21 protein-coding genes are annotated in these 24,479 nt (G+C 39.1%); all 21 read right to left on the bottom strand.

Annotated elements, in window-relative coordinates; translation table 11 throughout:
* Positions 1 to 304: 304 nt before the first annotated feature.
* On the bottom strand, positions 305 to 3,082 hold the full coding sequence (locus I6N90_RS19895; RefSeq protein WP_197937403.1) for a hypothetical protein: 2,778 nt from the start codon (positions 3,080 to 3,082) through the stop codon (positions 305 to 307).
* An 18-nt stretch (positions 3,083 to 3,100) separates the two neighbouring features.
* Positions 3,101 to 3,916, bottom strand: a complete 816-nt coding sequence (locus tag I6N90_RS19890) for a stalk domain-containing protein (protein WP_197937402.1) — start codon at positions 3,914 to 3,916, stop codon at positions 3,101 to 3,103.
* A gap of 31 nt (positions 3,917 to 3,947) precedes the next feature.
* Entirely contained in the window at positions 3,948 to 5,825 is a 1,878-nt protein-coding gene (locus tag I6N90_RS19885) for an Mbeg1-like protein (RefSeq protein WP_197937401.1), read from the bottom strand.
* 3 nt (positions 5,826 to 5,828) lie between these two features.
* A complete protein-coding gene (locus I6N90_RS19880) occupies positions 5,829 to 6,635 on the bottom strand; it encodes a hypothetical protein (RefSeq protein ID WP_232243182.1) in 807 nt (268 codons plus the stop codon).
* A 91-nt stretch (positions 6,636 to 6,726) separates the two neighbouring features.
* Positions 6,727 to 8,604, bottom strand: a complete 1,878-nt coding sequence (locus tag I6N90_RS19875) for an Mbeg1-like protein (protein WP_197937399.1) — start codon at positions 8,602 to 8,604, stop codon at positions 6,727 to 6,729.
* Positions 8,605 to 8,606: 2 nt separating this feature from the next.
* A complete protein-coding gene (locus I6N90_RS19870) occupies positions 8,607 to 9,419 on the bottom strand; it encodes a hypothetical protein (protein WP_197937398.1) in 813 nt (270 codons plus the stop codon).
* A 98-nt stretch (positions 9,420 to 9,517) separates the two neighbouring features.
* Positions 9,518 to 10,669, bottom strand: coding sequence for a hypothetical protein (locus tag I6N90_RS19865; protein WP_232243181.1), 1,152 nt, complete (start codon positions 10,667 to 10,669; stop codon positions 9,518 to 9,520).
* A 79-nt stretch (positions 10,670 to 10,748) separates the two neighbouring features.
* Positions 10,749 to 11,045: a WXG100 family type VII secretion target gene (locus I6N90_RS19860; protein ID WP_197937396.1), complete on the bottom strand. Its 297-nt coding sequence runs from the start codon at positions 11,043 to 11,045 to the stop codon at positions 10,749 to 10,751.
* Between the two features lie 39 nt (positions 11,046 to 11,084).
* Positions 11,085 to 11,381: a hypothetical protein gene (locus tag I6N90_RS19855; RefSeq protein ID WP_232243180.1), complete on the bottom strand. Its 297-nt coding sequence runs from the start codon at positions 11,379 to 11,381 to the stop codon at positions 11,085 to 11,087.
* Between the two features lie 65 nt (positions 11,382 to 11,446).
* Positions 11,447 to 15,304, bottom strand: a complete 3,858-nt coding sequence (essC, locus tag I6N90_RS19850; protein ID WP_232243202.1) for a type VII secretion protein EssC — start codon at positions 15,302 to 15,304, stop codon at positions 11,447 to 11,449.
* 19 nt (positions 15,305 to 15,323) lie between these two features.
* Positions 15,324 to 16,142, bottom strand: coding sequence for a DUF5050 domain-containing protein (locus I6N90_RS19845; RefSeq protein WP_197937393.1), 819 nt, complete (start codon positions 16,140 to 16,142; stop codon positions 15,324 to 15,326).
* A gap of 14 nt (positions 16,143 to 16,156) precedes the next feature.
* The gene (locus I6N90_RS19840) at positions 16,157 to 16,387 is read right to left on the bottom strand and encodes an EsaB/YukD family protein (protein WP_197937392.1); all 231 of its coding nucleotides are present in this window, start codon (positions 16,385 to 16,387) and stop codon (positions 16,157 to 16,159) included.
* Between the two features lie 15 nt (positions 16,388 to 16,402).
* Positions 16,403 to 16,894, bottom strand: coding sequence for a hypothetical protein (locus I6N90_RS19835; RefSeq protein WP_197937391.1), 492 nt, complete (start codon positions 16,892 to 16,894; stop codon positions 16,403 to 16,405).
* A gap of 15 nt (positions 16,895 to 16,909) precedes the next feature.
* Complete coding sequence (locus I6N90_RS19830) at positions 16,910 to 17,407, bottom strand: hypothetical protein (protein ID WP_197937390.1); 498 nt, start codon at positions 17,405 to 17,407, stop codon at positions 16,910 to 16,912.
* Positions 17,408 to 17,425: 18 nt separating this feature from the next.
* Positions 17,426 to 17,614: a hypothetical protein gene (locus I6N90_RS19825; protein WP_197937389.1), complete on the bottom strand. Its 189-nt coding sequence runs from the start codon at positions 17,612 to 17,614 to the stop codon at positions 17,426 to 17,428.
* Positions 17,615 to 17,637: 23 nt separating this feature from the next.
* Positions 17,638 to 18,519 carry a hypothetical protein gene (locus I6N90_RS19820; RefSeq protein WP_197937388.1) on the bottom strand — a complete coding sequence of 294 codons (882 nt, stop codon included), beginning with the start codon at positions 18,517 to 18,519 and terminating at the stop codon, positions 17,638 to 17,640.
* Positions 18,516 to 19,499 carry a hypothetical protein gene (locus I6N90_RS19815; protein ID WP_197937387.1) on the bottom strand — a complete coding sequence of 328 codons (984 nt, stop codon included), beginning with the start codon at positions 19,497 to 19,499 and terminating at the stop codon, positions 18,516 to 18,518. The genes I6N90_RS19820 and I6N90_RS19815 overlap by 4 nt, the downstream gene beginning before the upstream one ends.
* The gene (locus I6N90_RS19810) at positions 19,477 to 20,949 is read right to left on the bottom strand and encodes an ATPase, T2SS/T4P/T4SS family (protein ID WP_197937386.1); all 1,473 of its coding nucleotides are present in this window, start codon (positions 20,947 to 20,949) and stop codon (positions 19,477 to 19,479) included. Before I6N90_RS19810 ends, I6N90_RS19815 begins: the two co-directional genes overlap by 23 nt.
* 17 nt (positions 20,950 to 20,966) lie before the next feature.
* Complete coding sequence (locus tag I6N90_RS19805; RefSeq protein WP_197937385.1) at positions 20,967 to 21,791, bottom strand: hypothetical protein; 825 nt, start codon at positions 21,789 to 21,791, stop codon at positions 20,967 to 20,969.
* Positions 21,770 to 22,645 (bottom strand): hypothetical protein, encoded by an 876-nt coding sequence (locus I6N90_RS19800; RefSeq protein WP_197937384.1) that lies wholly within the window; start codon positions 22,643 to 22,645, stop codon positions 21,770 to 21,772. The genes I6N90_RS19805 and I6N90_RS19800 overlap by 22 nt, the downstream gene beginning before the upstream one ends.
* Positions 22,645 to 24,021, bottom strand: coding sequence for an AAA family ATPase (locus I6N90_RS19795; RefSeq protein WP_197937383.1), 1,377 nt, complete (start codon positions 24,019 to 24,021; stop codon positions 22,645 to 22,647). The genes I6N90_RS19800 and I6N90_RS19795 overlap by 1 nt, the downstream gene beginning before the upstream one ends.
* Positions 24,022 to 24,479: the final 458 nt, after the last annotated feature.

Genomic DNA, 24,479 nt, shown 5'->3' with positions numbered 1-24,479 from the left:
GGGCTTCCATTTCAAAAAGAAAACCGCAATTAGCAGGTGCTTTTATAATGATTGCTGGTATTGGAGGCCAATCATATCCATCTCGAACTCTTCTCCATTTTTCTCCTCAAGTGCCTCAAGTATCCTTGCCGTAGCTTTATCATACTTGTTATCTTTAGGCTCAGATCCACAGCCTATTAACGTTAAAAGCGATAATAATATAGTCCCGATATTTGCTTTTCATACGGCATTTTTCATTTTGCTAACCCCTTACACCATTCTCTAAAGAAACACCCCACATAATCATCTACGTGGGGTGCACCTGTTAACTATTCAAATCGTCATACATTGAGCCTCTTACCGTTATTTCTAGATTATTGGAGTTACCTAGATCAATGCCTTCAAGGTTTGGTAGTATTTTGTAAGCATAAGGCATTCCTCTCACGTTCACATCGCCAATGGTTACCCTAACGTTATAGGTACCATCTGGCATATGCGCATGGGTGTAGAGCTTTTGCCCTTCTGGAGCTCCTACTGTGATCGTAACGGTCGTTGATTCTTTGATCTTGTACATCTTAGCTTGTCCATTCTTAACGAATTCCCGGTACTTAAAATCATCGTAGCTGTTCAGCGTTTTGGATTCAGTATAGCCCTCCAAAATGTTTTTCCAATTCGCATGCATCGTTCCATTCTGTTCTTGCGTATAAGGGATTTCATCTTCATCCTTGTTATAATTCTCTTTCACATCTAGCAATTTCAACCCATTTACGCCTGTTGGATTGTTTCTCGTCAACTTCGCATATGCAGGTACTGGGACATTGTTACGCTTGCTAAGACTTCCATTGCGGATATTTACCGCTTCCTTGTTGTTATTAATGTAGATGAGGTTACTTTCATAGCTGAACGAATCAATAATCTTGTCGACCAAATCCTGATGATCCTTTGTTTTTCCTGTTGTTTGCTTATACATCTCCGTCTCTATGGTGAACGAATATTGTCCTATAGGATTGAAATAATAACCGGATTTAATTGGATAATCATGCTTCTGTAATTCTTTGTCCGATGCAAACACCGCTAGGTCATAATCGCCTTGTACGTTTTGCTTCTTCTTGGCAGCATCGCGGCTTCTCTGATATGCACCTGCTTGCGACTGTTTGACTTCCCATTCAACTTCCCCTTTTGCCTGATGAGTAAACTCCCGCTCGTATTGTCCATTAACTGGCGTCCAATCATACAAACTTCCATTCTCATCTTCATGTGCCATCCAGCGTACTGTATTGTAGGCATAAGGTTCATTTTTCCAGTACAGCGATTTACGGAATGCACTTGAGTTATTTTGATCTATCTTATTCAAATAAGAGAGCGCAGGCATATCCTCCCTACCGTTATAGATTCGGACACCAATTTTCAAACTATCGGTTTGACTAGGGAATACTGCAGAGGTTCCACCGTAGGAATAATAGGTGTAACATCTTCGTTCTTCTTTATCTTTGCCAATCTTAACCCATTCACAGCTCACATGTTCTATCTTATAAGGTCGGTTAACTGTACCTTCAGAATAAATATTTCCTGTTTTAACTTTAGGATTTTTGGGTGTTGGCCAATCCGACCATTTACCGCCTACAGGATCATCGTCGAAATCTGTCCTCAGCAATTTCATACTAACTTCAGGTTGCCTGACAATAACCGTGTTAGCCTCGTCTACAGCAGGGTTATTCCATTCTTTAAAGTTATGAAATAAGTCGGGTTGCCCATTCACTACATTAAGTTTTCCTGTTGCATTTCCCGTCCATATCCAACTTGAATTATTTGGCAACGTCGCGGTGAATGACCCACCTCCTTTCAAACCCATCCTCATTTCCTTGGATAAAATATTATACCCCAGCTCTTTATCTGTCTGGACGGGAGGCGGGGGTGACATATATTTAATTGTCCCGCTAAGATTGTTGTTATCATACGTGAGTTCTTTCGGTGCATTTTTGTTTTTATTCATCGTAAACTTAACAGTGACATCACTTGCTGGCATAACAAACCTGGCTCGGAGCAACAGCTCCCCCTTATCTGCTGGAAACATGACATCCCCAGAAAGTTTATTTTCATGACCCGAAAAAGTGATCGGCAAAGATGCTCCGTTCTTTGCTTTAATGTCCCATCCATAATCTGTTGGCGTTTCTCCACTAAATGTTGATTTTAGCCTGACGCTTACTTGAACTTCATCACCTGCATTGGCGCTCGCGGGCAACGCTTCGAAGTTCGCTGACAAATCATTAGCTAATAAAGAGAAGGGTTTGTAACGGAAATACTCATAATACAAATAATGGTTAGGCTTCTCCATATTATCAGGGCCGTTACCGCCATAATAATAGAAGGCAATTCCTACTCCCCATGAATGATAGGTTGGTGGCTGAAGCATATAAATATAGTCTTCCGGATTTTCCGATAGAACTGCTGGCACACCTTCGATTGTTTTGTTGAAATATTTGCGATCGCCGGTCATTTTTTTTATGTTTTGTGGTAGAAACACACTAGATTTGACCCATTGGTTCAGAACACTATATGAGGTTGCAAATTGTCCAGGCTCATACTTCAGCCATTGATAGGTGTGAGTGTCATTTGGATTATCTGGTAAGAGATCTTTTTTTATATCCGGCTTAGAAGCCGTAGGTAATACCCACGGTTCCTTAATCCATCGACGAACATAGGTAACATCATCAATATTAAAGAGGGGATTCGCATAAGGCTCGTCTAAAAAAGTAAATCCAAGTGCTCTAAGTTGCCCAGTGCTATCCTTTACTCGGGTGTCATTACCATATTTAGTACCTTCTTCAGCTCCAGCCAATGCGTCTCCATAAACAAATATGGGGAGATTGTGAAAGGCTTCATTCCCGCTTATAGCAAGTGATTTTTGAAGGGATTCTCCCTTGGACGATTGAATTTCAAAAAAATCACCCTCATAATCCATGTGATCCTGCATGTATTGATTGGCTAGCTCGATCGATTGCTCAGCAGTCTTTATTTCACTAGCATTTGCTTCAACTGGTCCGTAAGGCGCAACTTGTGTAAGGATAAGAATTACTAATAAAATCGTCAGTAAGCGTTTCAAGCAATACTCCCCCAAATTCTATGTATTGACCAACTTTATGCCATCAACCATATAAAGAATGTTTATATCTTCCGTTTCTGATTCAAGAATGTAGATATACCTTTTACTGCGCTCATCGAAGATATATTTGTGCTCAAGGAAATCAAAACGTTTCTTTTTCTTCGATATGTGTGCAACAACAGCATCTACCGTGGATTGATCACATTTCTGTAGCAAGATGCTAGATAGATCCTCAATTTGTTTCTTCACATTTGCCCGTAGCAAATTCACTTGGAACATGGCTTCACCATCGCCGCCCCAACTTTCTTCTACAGCCAATAAATCAATATCGAGTGGAACAGTAAATCCTGCTACATCCTCAGTTCCTTTTGGATCTTTTACTTCTTTTCCACCTGTCGTAATATAAACCGTAGTAACTGCTTCATCCCATTTGATCGTAGCGCCAAGAGCCTGGCTGACGAAGCGTACCGGTACAAACGTTCTTTCGTTGCTTTTGATCGCTACCGTATCCATTTGCTCCACTTTACCGTTTACATCTAGTGACTTGTTTCCAATTTTCAATACTACCTTCGTTTTCCCTTGTGTGATCGTCACTTTCTTTTCTTTATCGTTCCATTTCACTTCTGCTCCAAGCGCTTCACTTACAAATCGTACGGGCACCATTGTTCGATCTTTTTTATCGATATATGGCTGTGCATCTGGGAACGAAATCAGTTCATTGTTTACTACAACTCGCAAAGGAAATGCCGCATACACTTGAAAGCTTGTCAGTAGCAATGTCGCTGCAATTAATACCAACATACTTAGTCGAATCCGTTTCACCATTGTTTTCATTCTTCATCTCTCCTCAGCTTTCATTCGGTTGTTATCTGAATGTTAACGATCTCATTATCGTTGACTTAAGCGACTTTTCCATTTGGTTATACAGAGCATTTGCTTCCTTAACCCCATCAGCTAGCTTTTTTATCCGTTCTCCTAATACAACACTTTCTTTACGTAATTTGTCACGTACGGCTATTACATTTCTTAGCTTCGTTTGAACATTCGTCTCCTTATACCCTCGATTCGTTTGTTCAGTTAAGTAGTCTGCTCGCTTAATTATCTCCGCGATCACGGTAAGTATTGCTTCTTCTTTACGCCTCAGCTTCCTCTCTAATTCTTCCATTTTGTACATAGTAACGAGTATTTTCGATCCTCTTTGGACAGTTCCAACACCAACGGCGAGCATGGTTCCTGCTTTATAGGCCGCTGCTTCTATGTCATCCACTTTCTTCTCTACAAAGTCTTTCATGTCTGCAATAAACGCTTTCGCTTTACCCCAGATGCTAGTAGCAGTATCTTTTACTGCGGAAACAATCCGAGTAACCGCCTGCTTACATATATCTATCCACTTCCTGACCGTTCGTTCATGCCATTCCACAACACGATCCAATAAATCATTAAATCTTTGCTCCATCCCGGTAAACATACCCGAAATAGTGGATTGCAAATTTTGTTTCCAGCTAGATGGCAACTGAGACGTCTCTATCTCTCCGTTAATCCATGTCTCCAAAAAATTCATACCATTCGCTACTCCAGCCTTAATGAGATTAACCCCTGTATCTCTTGCATCTAAAAGTTTATCTTCAATCATATCTAGCAAGTCATAACGTACATATTCATATGCAAAAACTGCAACTGCTGCACCCAGCTCATCTATGAGCGTCTTTAGCTCAGGTTTCACCTCCTGATAGACTGACATCGCTCTCACGAGGTCAAATCCTTCAGTCTTGATCTTGTCAATCTCTTCAACTAACATTGCCTTTACATCATACGGTAATGATTCTGCTGCCTGAGTTAATTGTTGTACCTTCTGAGGGATTAACTTAAAGCTCTGATCGCTATCTAATAGAAACCCTGTGCCATCTTCATTCATCGCAGTTGCAAATAAGGAGTGGCTACCCAAATAATCCGTATTTGAAAATGTCGATTGCAAATATACACCTGCGGATGGATTATGAAACAACGCTGGAACAATATCCTGTGCATTCCGATATTCCGTCAATTTCCCTTGATTGTTTAAATTTGCAATCGATTGTTGATAGGTAGTTAACACATCTCGATTAAATCCTGGTGCGTTAAATGTCGTTGCTGACACTAGCTTTTTCTGATCCTCTGCAGACAGAGTGAATCCCGAATAAAGAGCAAGATTTCCACCTAATGAATGTCCCGTTAAGTAAAGTGATTTGATAGTTGGATTATCTGAAAGCAACTTATTTACATATGCTGCTGCTTCTTCTTGTTGAGGGGCTTGGAGTAGATACATCGTCTTTAAATTGTTCGACCAATCATTCCAGTGCTCTGGCCTATCCATCGGTTCACTTCCGCGAAATGCGATAATTTGGGTTGATGGATCATTTTTATCCGTTTGAATCGTGAATGCAGAAAAGCCTTTTTCTGTATTCGGCTTAACATTTTTTATTTGCCAATCTCGCATTTCCTTGTTCTCACTTATTTCCTTTAACAGATTAAACCAATACGTTGCCTCATTTTGTCCATTTAGCTTCTCACCAAATCGTTCTTCGATTAAAGCTTTTCCTTCTTCATTAGATAAAAAGTACTCAGTTAGTTGGGCTATGGTAATAGATTTTCCTTGTTGTTTATATAAGTCCGATAGATCCGTACCTTTACCTTGGCTAGATGCTATGTCTAAGTAAACTAATTGCGAAAGCTTTTGCAGATCAACTTCATTAACTTTATTCATTGGTTAATCACCTTCTCTTTGAATATATAACAATCGTTTTTCCTTCCACGTTTCAAAAAACTCCCGTATTTCTTCATCAGATTGTTTTATAGCACCTGTTTCAAGAATCTTATATCCAACTATAGTGATATAATTATTTTTATTTTGTTCCTCATCTTCGCCCCAGTAAACGTCTCCTATATCAAACGTTGTAGATTTTATTTCATCAAATCTTTTGTATGCTTCCTCTGACAAATACACAATACTTAACGAACTTCTTATATTTTTACTTTCAACTAGTAACCTAGCAAAAGCTTTAAATTTCTTCATCTCAACATCTTCATTTATTACACCTGTTTTATCCATATAGTTAGAAACATTCAGATACACATGTGTAAGCTGCCAATTGGTTGGATATAGCTTTACAAATTCCTCATACGCCATACTCGTATCTGAATGCGTCGGATATGTCCATACCGTATCATTCGTAAGTGCCACTCTAGCATCAGGCCATATTTGTTTCGCCAATTCTTCTATCGGTTGCTCATTACTCCTGGCTACCATTTCATTCAAATACTTGTCATACACATCCTTCAAATCTTTCGTTATTTCTACTTCGAAGAATATCCGCACATCCCTTTTCGGTCTCACCGTAGCTTTAATCGTATTGCTGTTGACCGTCCCAAATGCTCCGCCAATCTTATCTATCTCGAACTCTTCTCCATACTTCTTCTCAAGCACTTCCAGTATCTTTGCCGAAGCTTTATCATACTTGTTCTCTTTCGGTTCAGATTCACAACCTATTATTGTGAGTAGCGGTAACATCATCATCCATATAACCACCTTTCTTATTTTGGTTTTCATCATTCCACCTCTTTTAGTTTCAATTTTGAAACTCACAGTTACTTTTGATCGCTAGTTGTTATCTGAATGTTAACGATCTCATTATCGTTGACTTAAGCGACTTTTCCATTTGGTTGTACAGGGCATTCGCTTCCTTAACCCCATCAGCTAGCTTTTTTATCCGCTCTCCTAATACAACACTTTCTTTACGTAATTTGTCACGTACGGCTATTACATTTCTTAGCTTCGTTTGAACATTCGTCTCCTTATACCCTCGATTCGTTTGTTCAGTTAAGTAGTCTGCTCGCTTAATTATCTCCGCGATCACGGTAAGTATTGCTTCTTCTTTACGCCTCAGCTTCCTCTCTAACTCTTCCATTTTGTGCATATTAACGAGTAGTTTCGATCCTCTCTGGACATTACCTACTCCAATGGCGAGCAATGTTCCTGCTTTATAGGCAGCTGCTTCTATGTCATCCACTTTCTTCTCTACAAAGTCTTTCATGTCTGCAATAAACGCTTTCGCTTTACCCCAGATGCTAGTAGCAGTATCTTTTACTGCGGAAACAATCCGAGTAACCGCCTGCTTACATATATCTATCCACTTCCTAACCGTTCGCTCATGCCATGCCACAACACGATCCAATAAATCATTAAATCTTTGCTCCATTCCAGTAAACATACCCGAAATAGTCGATTGCAAATTTTGTTTCCAACTAGATGGCAACTGAGCTGTCTCTATTTTTCCGTTAATCCATGTCTCCATAATGTTCATACCATTCGATACTCCAGCCTTAATGAGATTAACCCCTGTATCTCTTGCATCTAAAAGTTTATCCTCAATCATATCTAGCAAGTCATAACGTACATATTCATATGCAAAAACTGCAACTGCTGCACCAAGCTCATCTATGAGCGTCTTTAGCTCAGGTTTCACCTCCTGATAGACTGACATCGCTCTCACGAGGTCAAATCCTTCAGTCTTGATCTTGTCAATCTCTTCAACTAACATTGCCTTTACATCATATGGTAATGATTCTGCTGCCTGAGTTAATTGTTGTACCTTTTGAGGAATTAACTTAAAGCTCTGATCGCTATCTAGTAGAAACCCTGTGCCATCTGCATTCATTGCAGTTGCAAATAAGGAGTGGCTACCCAAATAATCCGTATTTGAAAATGTCGATTGCACATATACACCTGCGGATGGATTATGAAACAACGCTGGAACAATATCCTGTGCATTCCGATATTCCGTCAATTTCCCTTGATTGTTCAAATTCGCAATTGATTGTTGATAGGTAGTTAACACATCACGATTAAATCCTGGCGCGTTAAATGTCGTTGCTGTCACTAGCTTTTTCTGATCCTCCGCAGACAGAGTAATACCCGAATAGAGGGCAAGATTGCCACCTAATGAATGTCCCGTTAAGTAAAGTGATTTGATAGTTGGATTATCTGAAAGCAACTTATTTACATATGCTGCTGCTTCTTCTTGTTGAGGGGCTTGGAGTAGATACATCGTCTTTAAATTGTTCGACCAATCATTCCAGTGCTCTGGCCTATCCATCGGTTCACTTCCGCGGAATGCGATAATTTGGGTTGATGGATCATTTTTATCCGTTTGAATCGTGAATGCAGAGAAGCCTTTTTCTGTATTCGGCTTAACATTTTTTATTTGCCAATCTCGCATTTCCTTGTTCTCACTTATTTCCTTTAACAGATTAAACCAATACGTTGCCTCATTTTGTCCGTTTAGCTTCTCGCCAAATCGTTCTTCGATTAAAGCTTTTCCTTTTTCATTAGATAAAAAGTACTCGGATAGTTGTGCTAAAGTGATTGATTTGTTTTGTAGTGAATATAATCTAGATAACTCTGTAAAATTTCCATCTGACTTTAAAACATCTAAATAAACTAATTGCGAAAGTTTTTTAAGGTCAACCTCATTTATTGAAGACATTTCTACTCCTCCCTCTTTTTATCATCGAAATAATCATTTCGTTTCTCACTCCATATTTTAAAATATTCTTTTATCTCTTCATCCGTTTCCTTTAATTCTCCTTGTTCCAGTATATGAAAACCTACTTGTGTCAAATAGTTCACTTTTGTATCTACTTCCTCTTCTTTTGTGAATACTATCCCAGGTACAGCATGGGTATTTAAAATTTCATCTATTCTTAAATATGCATCTTCCGATAAATAGTCTATTCCAACTGAGCTTCTTATGTATTTGTTATTTACTAATAGTTCTTTGAATTGTTTATATTTTTTAAGTTCCGCATCTTCATTCAGCTCTCCTTTTATATCAACATATTTTGAAGTATTAATATAAACAAAAACAAGCTGCCAATTGGTTGGATATAGCTTAACAAATTCCTCATAAGACATGCTCGTATCTGATTGGGTCGGATACGTCCAGACTGTATCATTTGTTAATGCAACTCTAGCATCTGGCCAAATTTGCTTCGCCAATTCTTCTATTGGCTGCTCATTACTTCTAGCTACCGTTTCATTCAAATATTTGTCATATACATCCTTCAAATCTTTCGTTATTTCCACTTCTACCATAATCCGCGAATCTTTTTTTGGTCTTACGATTGCTTTAATCGTATTGCTGTTGACCGTCCCAAATGCTCCGCCAATCTTATCCATCTCGAACTTTTCTCCGTACTTCTCCTCAAGCGCCTCTAGTATTCTTGCCGAAGCTTTATCATACTTATTCTCTTTTGGCTCAGATCCACAGCCTATTATCGCTATCAGCGGTAACAACATCATCCATATGACCACCTTTCTTAAATTGGTTTTCATCATTCCACCCCGTTTAGTTTCATTTTTTAACTCTAACTGCAAGTTGATGGCAAGGCGCTGGTGTATTACTTCTTCTCTACAATAGACTTACTCTGGACACTTGAATTACGTAATCTATTGTCCCTTATCTCAAGCTTCTTCATAATAATCGTCTCAAGCATTTGGGAAAGCTGATTCGTTGTATCTATCATTCGTTCCTCTAATTCAGCAGCAAACTTACTCATAGTTGATTCCAGCTTCTCCAAGCCAATATGTCGATTCATCGATTGCAGCATAACGATTGTCATCAATGATTCTATGTCCTCATAGAACGACTTGGTAAATTCGGTTATATGCTGGCTAACGAGAACCGAATGTTGAACAAGCGGTTCCGCTTGTCTATCAGCGACATTATTTAGCATTTCCTGAACACTGACTCGCCAATCTGTTAGTATCTGATGAAGGACGAAGCTGTAATGGTTTAATATGTCCGGTATTGCTTGTACAATCCCATTCATATCAAGCTGATGAAGTGCATAATAGAAATAGACATCATCATCTACTGCTATACTCAAATTCTGATCTTTTATACCACTGATCAATTGTACAAGTGTTCTAACTTTTCTGTTATGACCAAGATCAAAGCTTGAAATCTTCTCCATATTTCGAAACAGCTCACTAGGTTTACCCAATCTGACGTTACCAGCTGAATCAAAAGCAAACTTATGTTCAGTCTTCTCAGGTAAATCAGCAAATCTTACGTTGTTCGGATGTCTCCCTATTGTCGGCAAGAGACTATTCGTCCCAATAATATTACAAATCGATAAATTATCGAGTTCAGTCTGAGATAAAAGTTTACTAATGCCAGGTGCATCAAAAACTACCCCGGTCAAACCATCCATGGTCGCTCCATAATACAAACCTAATGCTCCGCCAATTCCATATCCTGTTATGCTGCTATTTCCTGCCGTTACATTCGTTCTAATAAACTGTTCAAGTTGAATATGAGCAGTTGATTTCGTTGCATACAATAAATTCATACCTTGCTGAATATCGCTACTCGTACATGTCAATACAATAAGGGTGTTATCATTCGCCCCACTATAAGCAACTGCATCTATATGCTCCAGCTTAAGCTGATTTCTAATCGATAGCTGCATTACCTCTTGAAGCTCATGCGTGGATCCGTTGCTTGCAAATAACCAATATTGCTCCTCGGATAGTTGCATTTTCTTCATCCTCCATCTGTTAGAGACTGTCACGTATGAACTAGAAATAAGACAAGGTAGATTATGTCTACCTTGTCTTCAGAAGTTATTATTTTGAACGAAGCTTACTCGCAATTTGCGTTTCTGCTTCTCCCTTAATCCTCGCGATTTCTGTAAGGTTGGTACTGATTGTACCAACACACTCAATCATCTTTTTGAAGCTTGGTTTAAGCGTATTAAATTGATCTACGAATGCTGTTTGAGATTCTCCAGACCACCAACCGCTTACCGCAGCGATCTCTCTTGATAGTTGCTCGATTAGAGCATCTGCATTATCTGCCTTCTTCTTAATACTACTTGCGACTTGGGATGCTTGTTCCGGGCTAAATTTCAAATCCTTTGACATAGTTTCACCTCCCTTCAAAAATAAATCAAGTATCCATACTTATTTGCCCTTCTTTTTGGCTTCCGCTTTTGCTAAATCTATTAAACGTTGCGTCTCTCTTGCTTTTGCTTCCCGATCATCATCTGCTCTGGAAACTTCATTGCTAAGATACCTTAACGCATTAACAAGCTCATCTACTGTCTGGTTAATGGATGAGATGCTTGATGCAATTCCCCTTCCACTCTCCATAAAGGATTCCGAAGCTTTTCCCTTCCAGTAAGACGTTGATTCCGACATTAGCCCTTCTACATCCCTTTTTACACCCGTTACATCACTTTTCATTCTACTAATTTCCATTGACTTGATATTGATGATACTTGGGCTGATATACATATAAACACCCTCCCTAATTGCGCTCCCTACTACTTCCCAGCATCATGAACGATACCGTGACGCAGCCCTATGTACTTATTTTTCACTATAAAATATCCATCGCCGAGCTGCGCATCCCTCTCTTGTGTACCGAAAGGAAGACTTACATTGTATACGTTCTGTTCCTTCAGCCTTCCAAGGAAGACTCCGACCTGTTCCTCTCGTATTGCCTTACCAAGCATGCTCCAGTTTGAACTCATCTCTGCTGCATTGTCAGCAGCTAATACAATCATGTTCATCCCGCGCTCTTGTTTGACTATACGTTCAATCAATTCATGCAAGGAAAACATATCATTATCGGTAAAGCTGCTTAGTTGATCAAATGCAAATATAATAGGATCCCATGTTTGCTGTAAGCTTATAACATCTTCGCCAGCAGTACGGCATGCCACCAATTGCGCTCTTCGATCAGCTAATATATCCTTTATCTCTGTTGTAAATTCAAACATATCCTCGAAGGTTGCTAGATCTGTAATATAAGGCTCATTCATAATCGAAAATAATCCTAGGCTTGCTGAATCGAGAGCATACACTTTAGTACGCTCGTCTTTCTGGTGCATCATTCTGATCCATGAAGTTAATAATGTACTTTTACCTGATCCAGAATCTCCAGCTATCATCACAACAGGTGTAGCTTTAATATCGAGCCATACTGGTTGAAGATCTTGATGAGATAATCCAATTGCAAGTTGCTCGCTTTGTTCCTGTATCTGCTGAAGATTTATTTCGGCTGGCATCATAGGAATCGGAGTAGCTCGACCTGAGGCTGCTCCAGCAATGTTAGCAATGAGCTGTTCTGTTGATATATCCATCATATCTGGGAAAACGGTTTGGAACTCTAGTGGTGGCTGGCCTCTCACTAATCCCCTGCCTACAACCTTCGAAGGCTCAAGCCCTTCTGTTCTGCCTACAATACCATCGTACTCTGACCTATCTGTCATCTGATAGCTGATCGCTTGTTTGAAGTTTACAGATAGCTTGTACCGGATTAATGTCGTATTGGAAGAGTTAGCAACCAAATAAATACCGTATCTTGCGCCTTCCCTTGCTAATAGAATCATGCGATCATCTGCATCTTCGTACGTCTCTGAAAGTGCATAATAGTTGTCAACTGCTATTAATATTGCCGGGAGAGCTTCCCCTGTTTTTCTATAATCATTAAATCCTTCGTAATTACCAACCTCAAATAATAACTTGCGCTCCTCAATGATGCGGAACATAAAGAGTAGAAATTGTTCCAAACGCTCCTCTTGCTCGATCGTTACAACTCCACCTACATGCGGCAACTTCTGCAACGACTTCAGAGTATTGCCCCCGAAATCCAATATATAGATATGAACGTCTTGAGGAGAATAATGAAGAGCAACGGAAAGACATATTGTTTTTATAAGGACTGTCTTCCCCGTTCCTGAACTACCATATACGAATAAGTTACCTTCATTAGCAAAATCTATTTCCAAAATATTTTGCGTTTGGGATCTTGGATCATCAGCAATTCCAATCGGCACACTGAACAATGCGTCTCTTTTTGTTATCGCTTTTTTCTGCTGGTCGTATGATAGAACACTATCCAGATTAATTTTTTCAGGTAATGGAGGAAGCCAAGGTCCCTTGAGAGATTCTATATTCGAGCTTTCCGCAGCCTTCTTAATATGCTCCACCATCGCTAAGAGCTGTGATACGGTCTCATCATTTTTTATCTTCTCTTCGAACAAAGGATAAATTTGTTCTTGACCGCCATTAAGCGCTACCTTAAATACTCGCTTAGACTTATTCTCAGACTTCTGCTGTTCGCCATCAGGATCGTAATTTGCTCCAGAGAAAGTCGATTGGAACAATTCGAACACTTCATCGTTTCCTACCTGAATGTATGCACGTCCTGGCTCCTTGATCAATGCTGCATCTGGACGTTTAATAACATCTTTACTATCCGCTTCATCTTGTACTTTCAAACAGATTTTGAACTTTGAGTTACTCCATATTTGATCATCGACAACGCCAGCAGGCTTTTGTGTTGCCAATATAAGATGAACACCAAGACTTCGTCCCACCCGCGCTGTACTAACAAGCTCTTTCATAAAGTCAGGCTTGTCTTGCTTTAATTCTGCAAACTCATCGGCAATCATAATAAGATGCGGGACAGGAGGCATTCCACTAACCGAGCCGCTATAATAGAGTTTTTGGTACTTGTCGATGTTATTCACACCGTACTTCGAAAATACACGTTGTCTAGTCATTAGCTCGCTCTTTATCGATAACAATGCTCTAGTCGTTTGGTTTCCATCCAAATTTGTAATCGTACCTACTAGATGAGGCATACCTTTGAATACGTCTGCCATACCGCCGCCCTTATAATCAATAAGGACAAATACGATATCATGAGGATGATAATGAATAGCTTGAGAAATGATGATGCTTTGCAGCAGCTCACTCTTTCCAGATCCCGTTGTTCCCGCGACTAGACCATGCGGACCGAATCCAGTCTCATGCATATCCAGATGAAATAATGCTCCACCTGCTTTTGCCCCAATAGGTACACTCATCCCCATATACGTACGATTCCGGCGCCAAAGTGAAGTAACATTCAAATCAGTAACTCTTTTCACTTGAAGCATTTCTAGAAGTGTGATGGAAGCGGTCAAACTGAAATTTGCATTCGTATTTTTAATACGAAGCGGCGCAAGCTTTCTAGCAACGTCTTCTAGATCTTTAACTTGTGTCAGGTCTGGAGCAAACAATGTTTTTTTGCCGGTTATTCGATCTGCCATCTCCCCACTTTTCCCCTGTAAGTTAACAACGACGTTACAATTCATCGGGAGATAAGATTTGTTCTGGGAAATAAAGATTGTCGATACACCTAATTTGGATGATCCATTGTAAAGATATTTGCTAATATGTTCATTCTCAAGCAACGTAGGATCTTCCACTATAAATACATAGTGTGGCAATGTTGCTCCACCTTGTGCTCTCATTTCTCTTTCCTTCAAGACGTTATAAAGCGCAGACAATGTTTGATGTGCCATCGCCTTGCCACAGAGCAGAAATCTCGCTCCAAAGCTATCATCCCAAATATGTGGCAAAAATCTGGTCCATCTCCATCTCTGTACATTTTCTTCGTTGGTTAGCATGATGATTCTCACATCGTCATATCCGTGGTGAGTGATAATTTGTAAGAGCAGCACTTCCAGCATTTCAGTCGTCTTATCGGTCTCACCGGCAATTCCGCATATTTCTTTTTCTAGTAGGTTCATGGTGATTGGAACTTGAGGTATTTTTTCGTACTCTTGTGCAAGTCGTTGCGGTTCCATAAGTAGTGGATCTGTGTCGAGTATTACCGCCTGTTTTGTGTAATTGATTCGCATTTCTAGAGGTGAACTGCCTAAGCCAAGTCTTAACGATAAAAAATCTCTGTGGGATGGTGTTTTCTCCCATAGCTTATTGTCTGTACGTATAATTCTTTGCACACAATCGGATGGGTTTGGATACATTTCGTTCATCGCTTTTGTTTGTTGTTCCTTCGCGATTGCAAGTTCACTTCTCGTATCCGTAATAAACTGAAGATATTTCTCTTCACGTTCCTTCTTTTTATTCTTATATTTCTTAATTTGGCTGGCAGCTCCAGCAAGTGAACCTATTAATGTCATAATAGTCATCGAAATAGATAACAACATATATAGTGATTGATTCGTCATAGCAATTAACAATGTAACAACAAGCATAACCGCTGGCGGGATCAGCAATCCGAACCAGCCTATTTCGGGCTTTTCGTTCAGTATTGGCGGGTCAGGAACTTCGACCTCACCTTGTGGGAAGTCTGGTAGAAATCTTGGTTGGCGACTAAAATTCATATTCAATCACGCATTCACCTCACAGAATGATTTTGGTCGCTTCTCCTCCAGAAAGTGACAGCTGGTACCATTCGTGGTCGCTGCAATAATAGAGGGTATTTCGAAAAATATGCAAGTAGTCAGCGCTTTGCCCCGATATACGTATATTTCTTAAACTAATCGGATCTACTCGGTATATACTTCGATTGTTTAGAGCATTCGTACAATAGATATATTCTCCGTCGGTATTTAAGCTTGCTGCCTGTATCCCATCAACAGTAACCGGGTGACTGCCATCCAATCCCATAAGAGTTAGAGCATCGTTCCCCTTTTGATTAGAAAATGCAATTCTCTCCCCCACTCGGATAAGTAGATAACCAGTGGCATCTGTTATAAGTTCATGAGATGAGCTAGATTCATCGCACATCTTTATTCCCATTGGCGTTGAATAAATGATCTTGCCGTTCACGAGAACAAAGCTCCATATTTTATCTTTAACAACGACTCGATCTTCCTGTCCATTCATATGGCAGCGATAAAGATGTTGACTATTCTCGTCTATGTAATAGATCCAATCCTTATGAAGAACAATGTGGCCACATGGCTTGTTGAGCAGCAATTCATCACTCATAGAGTCGATCAACAAACGGTATAAGGCATGACCTTTTCTCTGGTTGCTATAATACACCGCAATTCCATCCGTGTTCATATACCATAGCAGGCTGTCCGTTGCTTTCTGCTTCGTCTCATTAGAATCAATCGACAACAATCTCGTTCCGGAATAACTCTTTACATCCGTAACGATGAGATGGTCCCTTACTTGGAGTACGAGACCACCATTCGGAATATTACCTGTCATTCCATTGCTCCTTCTCAGACGAGAGTAAGCAGAGTGCCTTGAGTGACTCCCTCTTCCTCAAGCGTCCGATTATTGTTCAATATTCTTCCAAGCGGCTCCGCCTGCAAAATATGATCTCTTCCTGCAGGAGAGCCGACTGCCTCATGAAGAATGACTAGAAGTTCCTCAACGATCACGAAGGTAGGAAGTTTGAGATCAATCGGATTACTGCTCCCGAACTGAAAAGTTACCATGACGTAGTCCATAGATCGCAATTCTCCTCAATTTCTCACAGTCAGAACATACTCCCGTTCCGTCACGAGTTGATAGTTAACCGCTGGATTAACTTCTTCTACTGTTCGCATCAGCTTCGTCTTGAAAATATAAGAAGCTTCTGCTCTAACCTTAACTTCTGTAACCAAGCCTTCTGGCTTAGATAGCTCATCGAATTGAAGATTGACTGTTAATGTTTCATATCTGCCATCGGTTGACTTATAGGTTAACGTGTTCCCAGCAGATGATGATGCCGTTAGATTCATTACATCTCTAAACGCTTCTGAGAAATACGTTTTAAACTTCTCTTCATCGATATCCGCATTCAAATCCCGAATCCCTTCCGTTTGAAGCGCCCGATCCTTTGCAACTCTACTTGCATTTCTTATCGCTGAATCTAATACGATCTTCTCCCGATAGACGACTGCTAATTCAATTAAGGGGACAAGTATAATTGATGCCAGCGTAACAAACAATATTCCATATGCAATCAATCTCACAATGAATTCATCCTATCAATTCTCATAATAAGGAAGATCCTTGTAATGCTTAAGCCCCACCGTCGTCATCTTGAAGGATACCGGAATTTCAGCGGTATGTTCTTCACCCCAGAGCGTAATGCTTAGAGGATATACCGCTGCAATTTTCACATATATCGTTTCTCCTCTTTGCTGGTAGGGCTTCTCCTCATCATAAACATAATCACTATAATCGCTTCTATCGACGATCGGAATGGCACTCTTAGATGGATTGGAATACTCTTCGGATTTGTGAACCCATATTTGAATATCATCTTTCCTCTTCGAGAATATGGGTTTATCTTCCAATGAATCCTTTATATCATCGTAATTTGCTCTTGATACGTAATTGTCAGTTGCCGCCACTTGTGAAACGTAATAGGTTTCAGATACTAGCGTCAAATACCAAGGGAAGAAAAAGGCCATATTGGTAAGAAGCACGATACCGATTGATGTCAAAAGTGTAATGAGTATAGCTTTTGCTATTCCTTGCAATTAGCTCACCTCAAATTATTACAATTGTTTATCAACCCAAGTAGTGAACAACCCCCACACATATGCAATCCAATCTGGCAACAAACCACTAATAGTCGTCACAATAATTCCAATAAATACGAGAACAGCAACCAAACCTGCTATTTGCTTAATACCAAATTCTCCTCTTTCGTCTTTAATAAAAGCTTGCATTTTACTTTTCATCATCGTCTTTTCCTCCATAACATCATTTATTGGAATAATTTAATTGAGCCCATAATTGTAAATAAATAATAGATGGCTATATAAATAAACAGCACAACTATCAAAACAATTTGAATACGGCTATTCGCTCGTTCCCTCTGCAATAGCTCGTCCTCAAGTGCTCTTATTCTGAAACTATCTAACTCGTTTTTTAGATAAGACATTTGGGACACATTATCATATCCCTTAAGACGAATCTCCATAATATCGCAAAACTTGATGACATAATGGAGGGGCACACGCTTTTTCAAACGTTTCAATGCATATTCTTCGCCAAAATCAATATTGTCGAGCATCACCCCAAGCTCTTCTCCAATATCTGGGTTGGCATTGGGCAAATAATCCTTGATAACATCTGCTAGATGAATATTGACAGACTTTGCATACTGGTAATAAACCATGCTGTAAAATCCAGGGAAATCTAAAGAGATATTTTTGTTCTTTTTTTCAATACGCTTCTCAAGCTCCTCTACCGGATAGAGCCAGCCAAGAACAATAAAGATAGCTGCCCCACATCCAAGCAATACATTAACTTTGATCATCACCAACGTAAGAAGCAGCGCCGCACCGACATAAAGCACTTGATCAAACCGAATTTCTTCTGGCTTAAGCGGCAAGTCAAGACGGTCAATCATTTTTTTGAGCCTCACCCTCTCTCCCGTACTAATGAAATGCTTCCCATACGTTAAGGCAAGCCTCTGCTTCCGTTGCCTAAACTTCTGTTGAGCCATTTCCTTCTTGCGCTCTTTCATAAACAATCTTGCACGTTTCTTCTGACTTCTACTTACTGGCTTAATTAAAGGAAGTAGGAGTACCTTGATAAGATAGAGAATAGAGAGCATCGCAATAAACTTCGATAGGAAGATCATTTCGCTGTACCACCTGCCCCAAGATTGCCTTGAAGTACTTGCGTCCTAGCAAAGCTTAAGCAGATTATACTAATTATTGCAGTATTAATTAGCTTGCCTGCATTGCTAAATAACATAAACATTCGGAAATCTTCTACGGTTAAAGCATACAAAAAGAATAATAAAACAATAAAAAGTTTGATCATAAAGTCTCGGTTCATTCTGCGAAATATACGATCCTTTTTACTATTCAGCTCTCTTAACACCGCATTTTCATCTACAATGTCTAAAAATATGTCTGCCATCCCTTTTCGCTCGTTATACTCAAATACGATAGCCTTTTTCGTGAAGTTATCGAATTTAGGTCCCAGTTGCCTGTTAAGGAGCATGATCGCTTGCTTGAAGGAATATCCATTGCTTTCACAATTGTCGATAAATTGCTGGAAATAAGGTCGTAGATTAGCGCTAATATATTCATCACTTTCCATTACCTTTTTAATTGCTACAAGCACCCCCTCTCGTGCAAGTGGACAAATAATGTCCTCCGCATCCATAATGTTTTCCAATCGTTCAGCTTTAATAGATCGAGATTGCATAACGAAGAAGGTGAGCATTCCGACAAATATAGAGATCGTAAATACTACGGACAATGTTACACTCTTCATCAACACAACAATTAATAGAGCAACTACAGTAAATAGAATGCAAAGTAGAGAGGTAAAACTCTCTAACGTAAATGGTAAATTAAAATCCAAAATTAAACCTTCAACCAATCGGTTGTACTTGGCATATAAATTTTCCTTCTGAATAACAATTCGTTCACGCTTAATTCGATCCACATAACGTTTCGTATTATATTTACCAAGATGCTCTGCAATGGTATCTACTTGATCTAATACATAGCGGAGAGATCCACTAAAGAACCTAACATTGAACACTACATTAATTAAGATAAATGTAGCAAGACCAAGCAACAGACTAACGGTTAATGTCATATTCATCTGACACATACACCTCTGTTTCGTCTTCAACTGGGTCTTTTGTATAGAACTCGAAACGGCTTTTTTTAATACCTGCTTTCAGCATTGCTTGTTGAATGGCGGGCGATATCTTTCCTACCCGTCGATGTCTGCCTACGATCTTAATTTGTTTAACCCCATCCTTTATTTCCTCAAGTACGTCATCACACTCGAATCGATAAATGGGATTAATGATCGGATCTAGTCCAGTGCTGCCTACCACTTCAGATATAGCAGTAACCTTCCGTGTACCATCCGCAAGCTTTTCTTGAAATATAACGAACTTTATAGCACTACAAATATTTCGAAGAGCTAATTCTGCAGGTTCGTTAGAGATCATAAGATATGCCGTTAAGAAACGATAGATTGCTTCCTTATCTCCTTCAGCGTGTAGCGTCGAGAAGAAATAATGCCCCGTCTGAGCTGCACGCAGTGCAGTAGCAAATTCTCCCGGCGTTCGCAACTCCCCCGGTCCGATCCAATGGGGCGATTGTCTCATCGCATTAATAAGCAAGTTCTCCATTGTAGCTGGGCTTGAATCATCATCATCTGATACCGACTCGTATTGCAGTACATCATTTAAAATTTTGCCGTGTATGCTATTGCCCTCACGTTGCTGAAGTCGCATTTCGGAAGGATTTTCGATTGTAATGATACGAGAGAGCGGGTTGATCTCCTTAACTAATATTTCGTTAAGCGTCGTTTTCCCACTTCCAGTTGGTCCGACCGTGATCCAAGATAGATCAGATTTCGGAATTAACGACAACAGCTTGTACATATTAACCGAAAACGACTCATTTTGTACTAGCATTTTCGGAGATATACTCTTTTTACTAAACTTCCGGATGACGAGTGCTGGGTTATCATAAGGGGATATTTCTGCATGGGTTGCATTCACCCGATACCCTTCAATCGTACGCGCGTTGACCATCGGAATTTTCGGAGTCAGCCTCACCTTTGAGACACCAATCAGCTTAGAAACGATACGCTCCATATGCTCACGATCTGTAAACGATTGATCCCACCTTAACGTCTTCCCGCCACTTTCTACAAAAATTTGATCAGGTCCATTCGCTCGAATTTCATCGATTGTAGGATCTTCCATCGCTTTAGTTATTGGACCATAATGTGTAATTTCATCGGTTAGTGCACTCTTCAACAATACAAGATCGTAAAATCCTTCTACCATCGGCTGTTGTGAGTCTACAAACTCGTTAATATAAGACTTTGTCATTTCCCGTTTTCGGACAGGATCGCTCTCTCGTCTGAATGCATGTGTTGTAACTTTTGTTATATATTTTTGACAGAGCTCCAAAGCTTCTTCGAAGTTTATCGTCGTATACTTTTGCTTTTGCTCTTCAGCCGATTCTTTACCTTGGTTCTGAAGAGTTACACGTTGCTGCATATCACTAACTTTTCCTCTTGTGAGCACAGCACTATTCCTCCTTCCTACTGGTCAGCAAGCCGATTAGCTAGCTTTTGAATTTCCTTAATAAATTGACGATTAAATAGTGGATTGTCCTTCACGTAGAGGTTTCCACTATTCGCCCTAGCTATCCCATCTTTCACAAATGGCAAAGCGGTCACAATCTTAAAGCCCATTTCGTTAAAAACGTTATAATCAAAATCAATATTATGTAAGTTCATCAGAACAACGTTATTGAACTTCGATGTACTAATACCAACGGAATCAGCGAAATCCAAAAGCTTAACCATATTAACCGTCGCTTCCATTCTCTCTGTAGCCGTAAAGAATCCAATATGACAATATTTCATCGCTCCCAAACAAAACTCCAGCGGAGGAATATTAGGGATATCAATTAATACAATGTCAAACATTTGCTTAAGCGACGTAATGACGCGTTCCAATTGCTCGAAATCAAAGTCGAAATATTCCTCCATTAAGTCCTGCACACTTGGAGAAAGTAGAAACAGCCGCTCATATTTTGTCGCCTTAATCTCTTCCCGAATATCGATTTTGTCGTTCTTTAGTACTCTAATTAGTCCGTGTGATTTTTTTGGTGGAGCTACGTCCACATATTGATAAAGATTTGGATAAAAGACTTTAAGATCTAGAATGCATGTATTTAAACCTTTTTGAGCTAGAAGATAACCTAAATTGCTTATTAACAGCCCGTTATCAACACCATCACAAGCAGGAATAAATCCGATTACGCTATAAATTAATTTACTTTCTAGCAGCTCTACTCCAATGAGGTCTTTGGATGATATTTTCGTTAATATTTTATCAACTACTTCTGAGGGTCTATCCACGACTCCACCTCTTTTTCTATCGTCGGCAATTGATCCATGATGACTTGACTATTTTTACGGCTTAGTATCGTAATAAGAAATGATTTATTTTCATAGCCTAAATACTTAGCATAACTACCAATTTCCTTACTTGTGCCTTCTACCAATATTGCCTTTGGTTTAATACTTGATATAAACTCCTCGCTTTTCATAACTTCTTGCTTCTTATCCTCATTCAGCTTCTGAACCTCTTTATAAACCTCATAGATAGAACGACTATTTGAATTCAACATATCTTTGATGACGATACTCTGGAATAAAATTTCCGTTTCCCTAACTGTCGTAGTAGATCCCGAGCTATTGGGATTGCCTGCAGCTGAGTTGCTTACTTCTTTGTCATAGGACACCCTAATACGAACATTGTCACCTGGAGCGAGAATATCTCCCCCAACTTCAAGGAAATTATAAGGCAACGTCAATACTTCATTTTCATCTGCAACCTCATATAGCCATTCATTTTTTTTAGGCTTCTTGTCTGTCAGCTGATCGCGGTAGATGATGCTCTCTTTCCGTAAATAATATTTGGTAAGCTGATTAACTACATTGTCAAACTCTTCAGCTAGTACCATATCCTTTGTATATTCTTTTTCAATCAAGTTGTATTTTTCGATATTTTTTTTAGTTAATGTTGCATATGCTTCTATTCCTTCACTACTATTTACTCTTAATACTTGAATGACATTTTCAGCTTTTTTGCTCGTATTATTGAGATATATGTATGAGCTAACGACGATGAGAAGCGCAAATACAAATGCAAATATTTTCTTAAAAAGGTTACGATTTGGTTTCGTGCTTTTTATACTACTTAAGTCCATTACTTCGTTCCCTCCATTAATCTAAGAAGTATGTTTCCATAGGCTTGTTCGTGATCACGATTGGAGAATACGATAGGTAAATCCGTTTCAATCTGTTCATCGAATTCTTTCAAATATGGAACATATCCTGCGACTTTAACTTCGTGCATATAGCTATCCAGCAACCCAGAAGTAAGCACTTTGCTCACCGTCTCGGGGATAAAAATCTCATTTTGGAATTTTGAACGATCGTTATATTTGGTTACAACAAGCTTGGATTTCGCATTGAGATAAGAAATTGTATCTCGTTTGAGCTCTGCTTCCATACCTTTAAGCGTTGTTACTACAGAATAGATGTTATTAGAAACACATAACCCAATTGTATCGATATGAATTAATGCTTCATGGAAGTTGCCTATTAACTCCATCGGTAAATCTAGCAATATTAAATTAAATTTACTTCTCATAACTGAAAGCAAAGCAATCAGTTTACTAGAGGTGAAATATTGCTCAATTAACATTTTATCCTGGCAAGAGTAGCCAAGCGAAGTAATCCATAGCTCTTCGCGCAAATGACAAGAAGTAGTCATAAAGTCCTGCGGTCTTGCTAAAGTCCGGATCAATGAGGCGCTAATATGCTCATCCTTTTGTGCTCGTTCATGAAACTGATTAAAGTACATATTTGTAGTTCGAAAGTCTATATCCAAATCGATGATCATGGTCGACAATCCACGTTTGCTAGCTTCACTAGCTATATTAACCAGTGTACTTGTCACGCCGCTCCCTCTGTGACCGGTTATAGCTACAACACGACTTACTCCACGACTTACTCTCTCGAACTCTTTGTCTATCAATTCTGTTGCAGAACGCTCTGTCTCTTGTTTTGATTTCGAACGCAACCGATCAAGGAAAGAAGGTTTTTTCTCAACTACTGGTGAAGCTTCTTTAGTCGTTTCTTCTTTTTCCGTTCTTTTGAACCATGTTCGTGACGAATGTTGCTTAGTGTGAACTCCCTCAATTGCGTTCTGAATGATTGAAATGGTAGGTCTTATGTATGGATGAAATTCTAGATGTAGGTTGGTGTATTGCGACAATGTATAGGATATTTCCTTCTTCCATTGAATATCCTTTGTTAGAAGTACAACCGCTATTGGATTGTTGACTTGAAGAATTTTTAATTTATGTAGTAGTAGTTCAAGCTGGTGTAAGTTGTGCTCATGATTGGAGGTTAGTGCTTCATCTGTAATTAAAATAGTGTCGAAGCTTGCCGGGAAACTGTCGAAATATGCTGTCATGTCAGTAAGGAACAACGGTGACTTATTATGTATTTTTATCTTCGGAAAATCATATTTCTGTAAAAGACTAAACTTATCACCAGTAACAAGGATTATTGACATATGATCACCTTTGTATATGTTTTTCTCATTAAGAACAGTTAAATTTATATTTTACAACATAACCCATTTGTATAATCTATAATACGTTATGCATCACCTGATTTCAACAAGAATAAGCTATTTATCATTTGACAAGTCGATGAACAAGTAACTCATTGTTATCCATATCAAGATTTGATTTCCCTTTTTTCTCATAATTTAAGCCATTTTTAAAAGTATATTAACTGCTTTATTATCTTCATTTTGACATTTTATCTCTGAATATTCTTTTACTAATAATCGTTACGATAGAGTCGAACATCCGCAAAAAAACTCGAAAATAAAAAAGGTCAAATTATGGTTGTATCTAACCACAATTGACCTTTTTATGTAACAATTTAGCGTTATTTAGGTTATAAAATTCAAGTATTTGATGTGCGTACAACTGAACAATTATATCCAATGTTCTTTCGAATAAA

This window comes from Paenibacillus sp. GSMTC-2017, assembly GCF_016019935.1.
Lineage (GTDB): Bacteria > Bacillota > Bacilli > Paenibacillales > Paenibacillaceae > Pristimantibacillus.
This window is presented reverse-complemented; position numbering and strand designations above follow the sequence as displayed.

Coding starts and splice junctions, on each gene's coding strand:
- I6N90_RS19890 (WP_197937402.1), bottom strand. CDS start 3,916: ATGAAAACAATGGTGAAACGGATTCGACTAAGTATGTTGGTATTAATT.
- I6N90_RS19885 (WP_197937401.1), bottom strand. CDS start 5,825: ATGAATAAAGTTAATGAAGTTGATCTGCAAAAGCTTTCGCAATTAGTT.
- I6N90_RS19880 (WP_232243182.1), bottom strand. CDS start 6,635: ATGATGATGTTACCGCTACTCACAATAATAGGTTGTGAATCTGAACCG.
- I6N90_RS19875 (WP_197937399.1), bottom strand. CDS start 8,604: ATGTCTTCAATAAATGAGGTTGACCTTAAAAAACTTTCGCAATTAGTT.
- I6N90_RS19870 (WP_197937398.1), bottom strand. CDS start 9,419: ATGATGTTGTTACCGCTGATAGCGATAATAGGCTGTGGATCTGAGCCA.
- I6N90_RS19865 (WP_232243181.1), bottom strand. CDS start 10,669: ATGAAGAAAATGCAACTATCCGAGGAGCAATATTGGTTATTTGCAAGC.
- I6N90_RS19860 (WP_197937396.1), bottom strand. CDS start 11,045: ATGTCAAAGGATTTGAAATTTAGCCCGGAACAAGCATCCCAAGTCGCA.
- I6N90_RS19855 (WP_232243180.1), bottom strand. CDS start 11,381: ATGGAAATTAGTAGAATGAAAAGTGATGTAACGGGTGTAAAAAGGGAT.
- essC (WP_232243202.1), bottom strand. CDS start 15,304: ATGAATTTTAGTCGCCAACCAAGATTTCTACCAGACTTCCCACAAGGT.
- I6N90_RS19845 (WP_197937393.1), bottom strand. CDS start 16,142: ATGACAGGTAATATTCCGAATGGTGGTCTCGTACTCCAAGTAAGGGAC.
- I6N90_RS19840 (WP_197937392.1), bottom strand. CDS start 16,387: ATGGACTACGTCATGGTAACTTTTCAGTTCGGGAGCAGTAATCCGATT.
- I6N90_RS19825 (WP_197937389.1), bottom strand. CDS start 17,614: ATGATGAAAAGTAAAATGCAAGCTTTTATTAAAGACGAAAGAGGAGAA.
- I6N90_RS19820 (WP_197937388.1), bottom strand. CDS start 18,519: ATGATCTTCCTATCGAAGTTTATTGCGATGCTCTCTATTCTCTATCTT.
- I6N90_RS19815 (WP_197937387.1), bottom strand. CDS start 19,499: ATGAATATGACATTAACCGTTAGTCTGTTGCTTGGTCTTGCTACATTT.
- I6N90_RS19800 (WP_197937384.1), bottom strand. CDS start 22,645: ATGGACTTAAGTAGTATAAAAAGCACGAAACCAAATCGTAACCTTTTT.
- I6N90_RS19795 (WP_197937383.1), bottom strand. CDS start 24,021: ATGTCAATAATCCTTGTTACTGGTGATAAGTTTAGTCTTTTACAGAAA.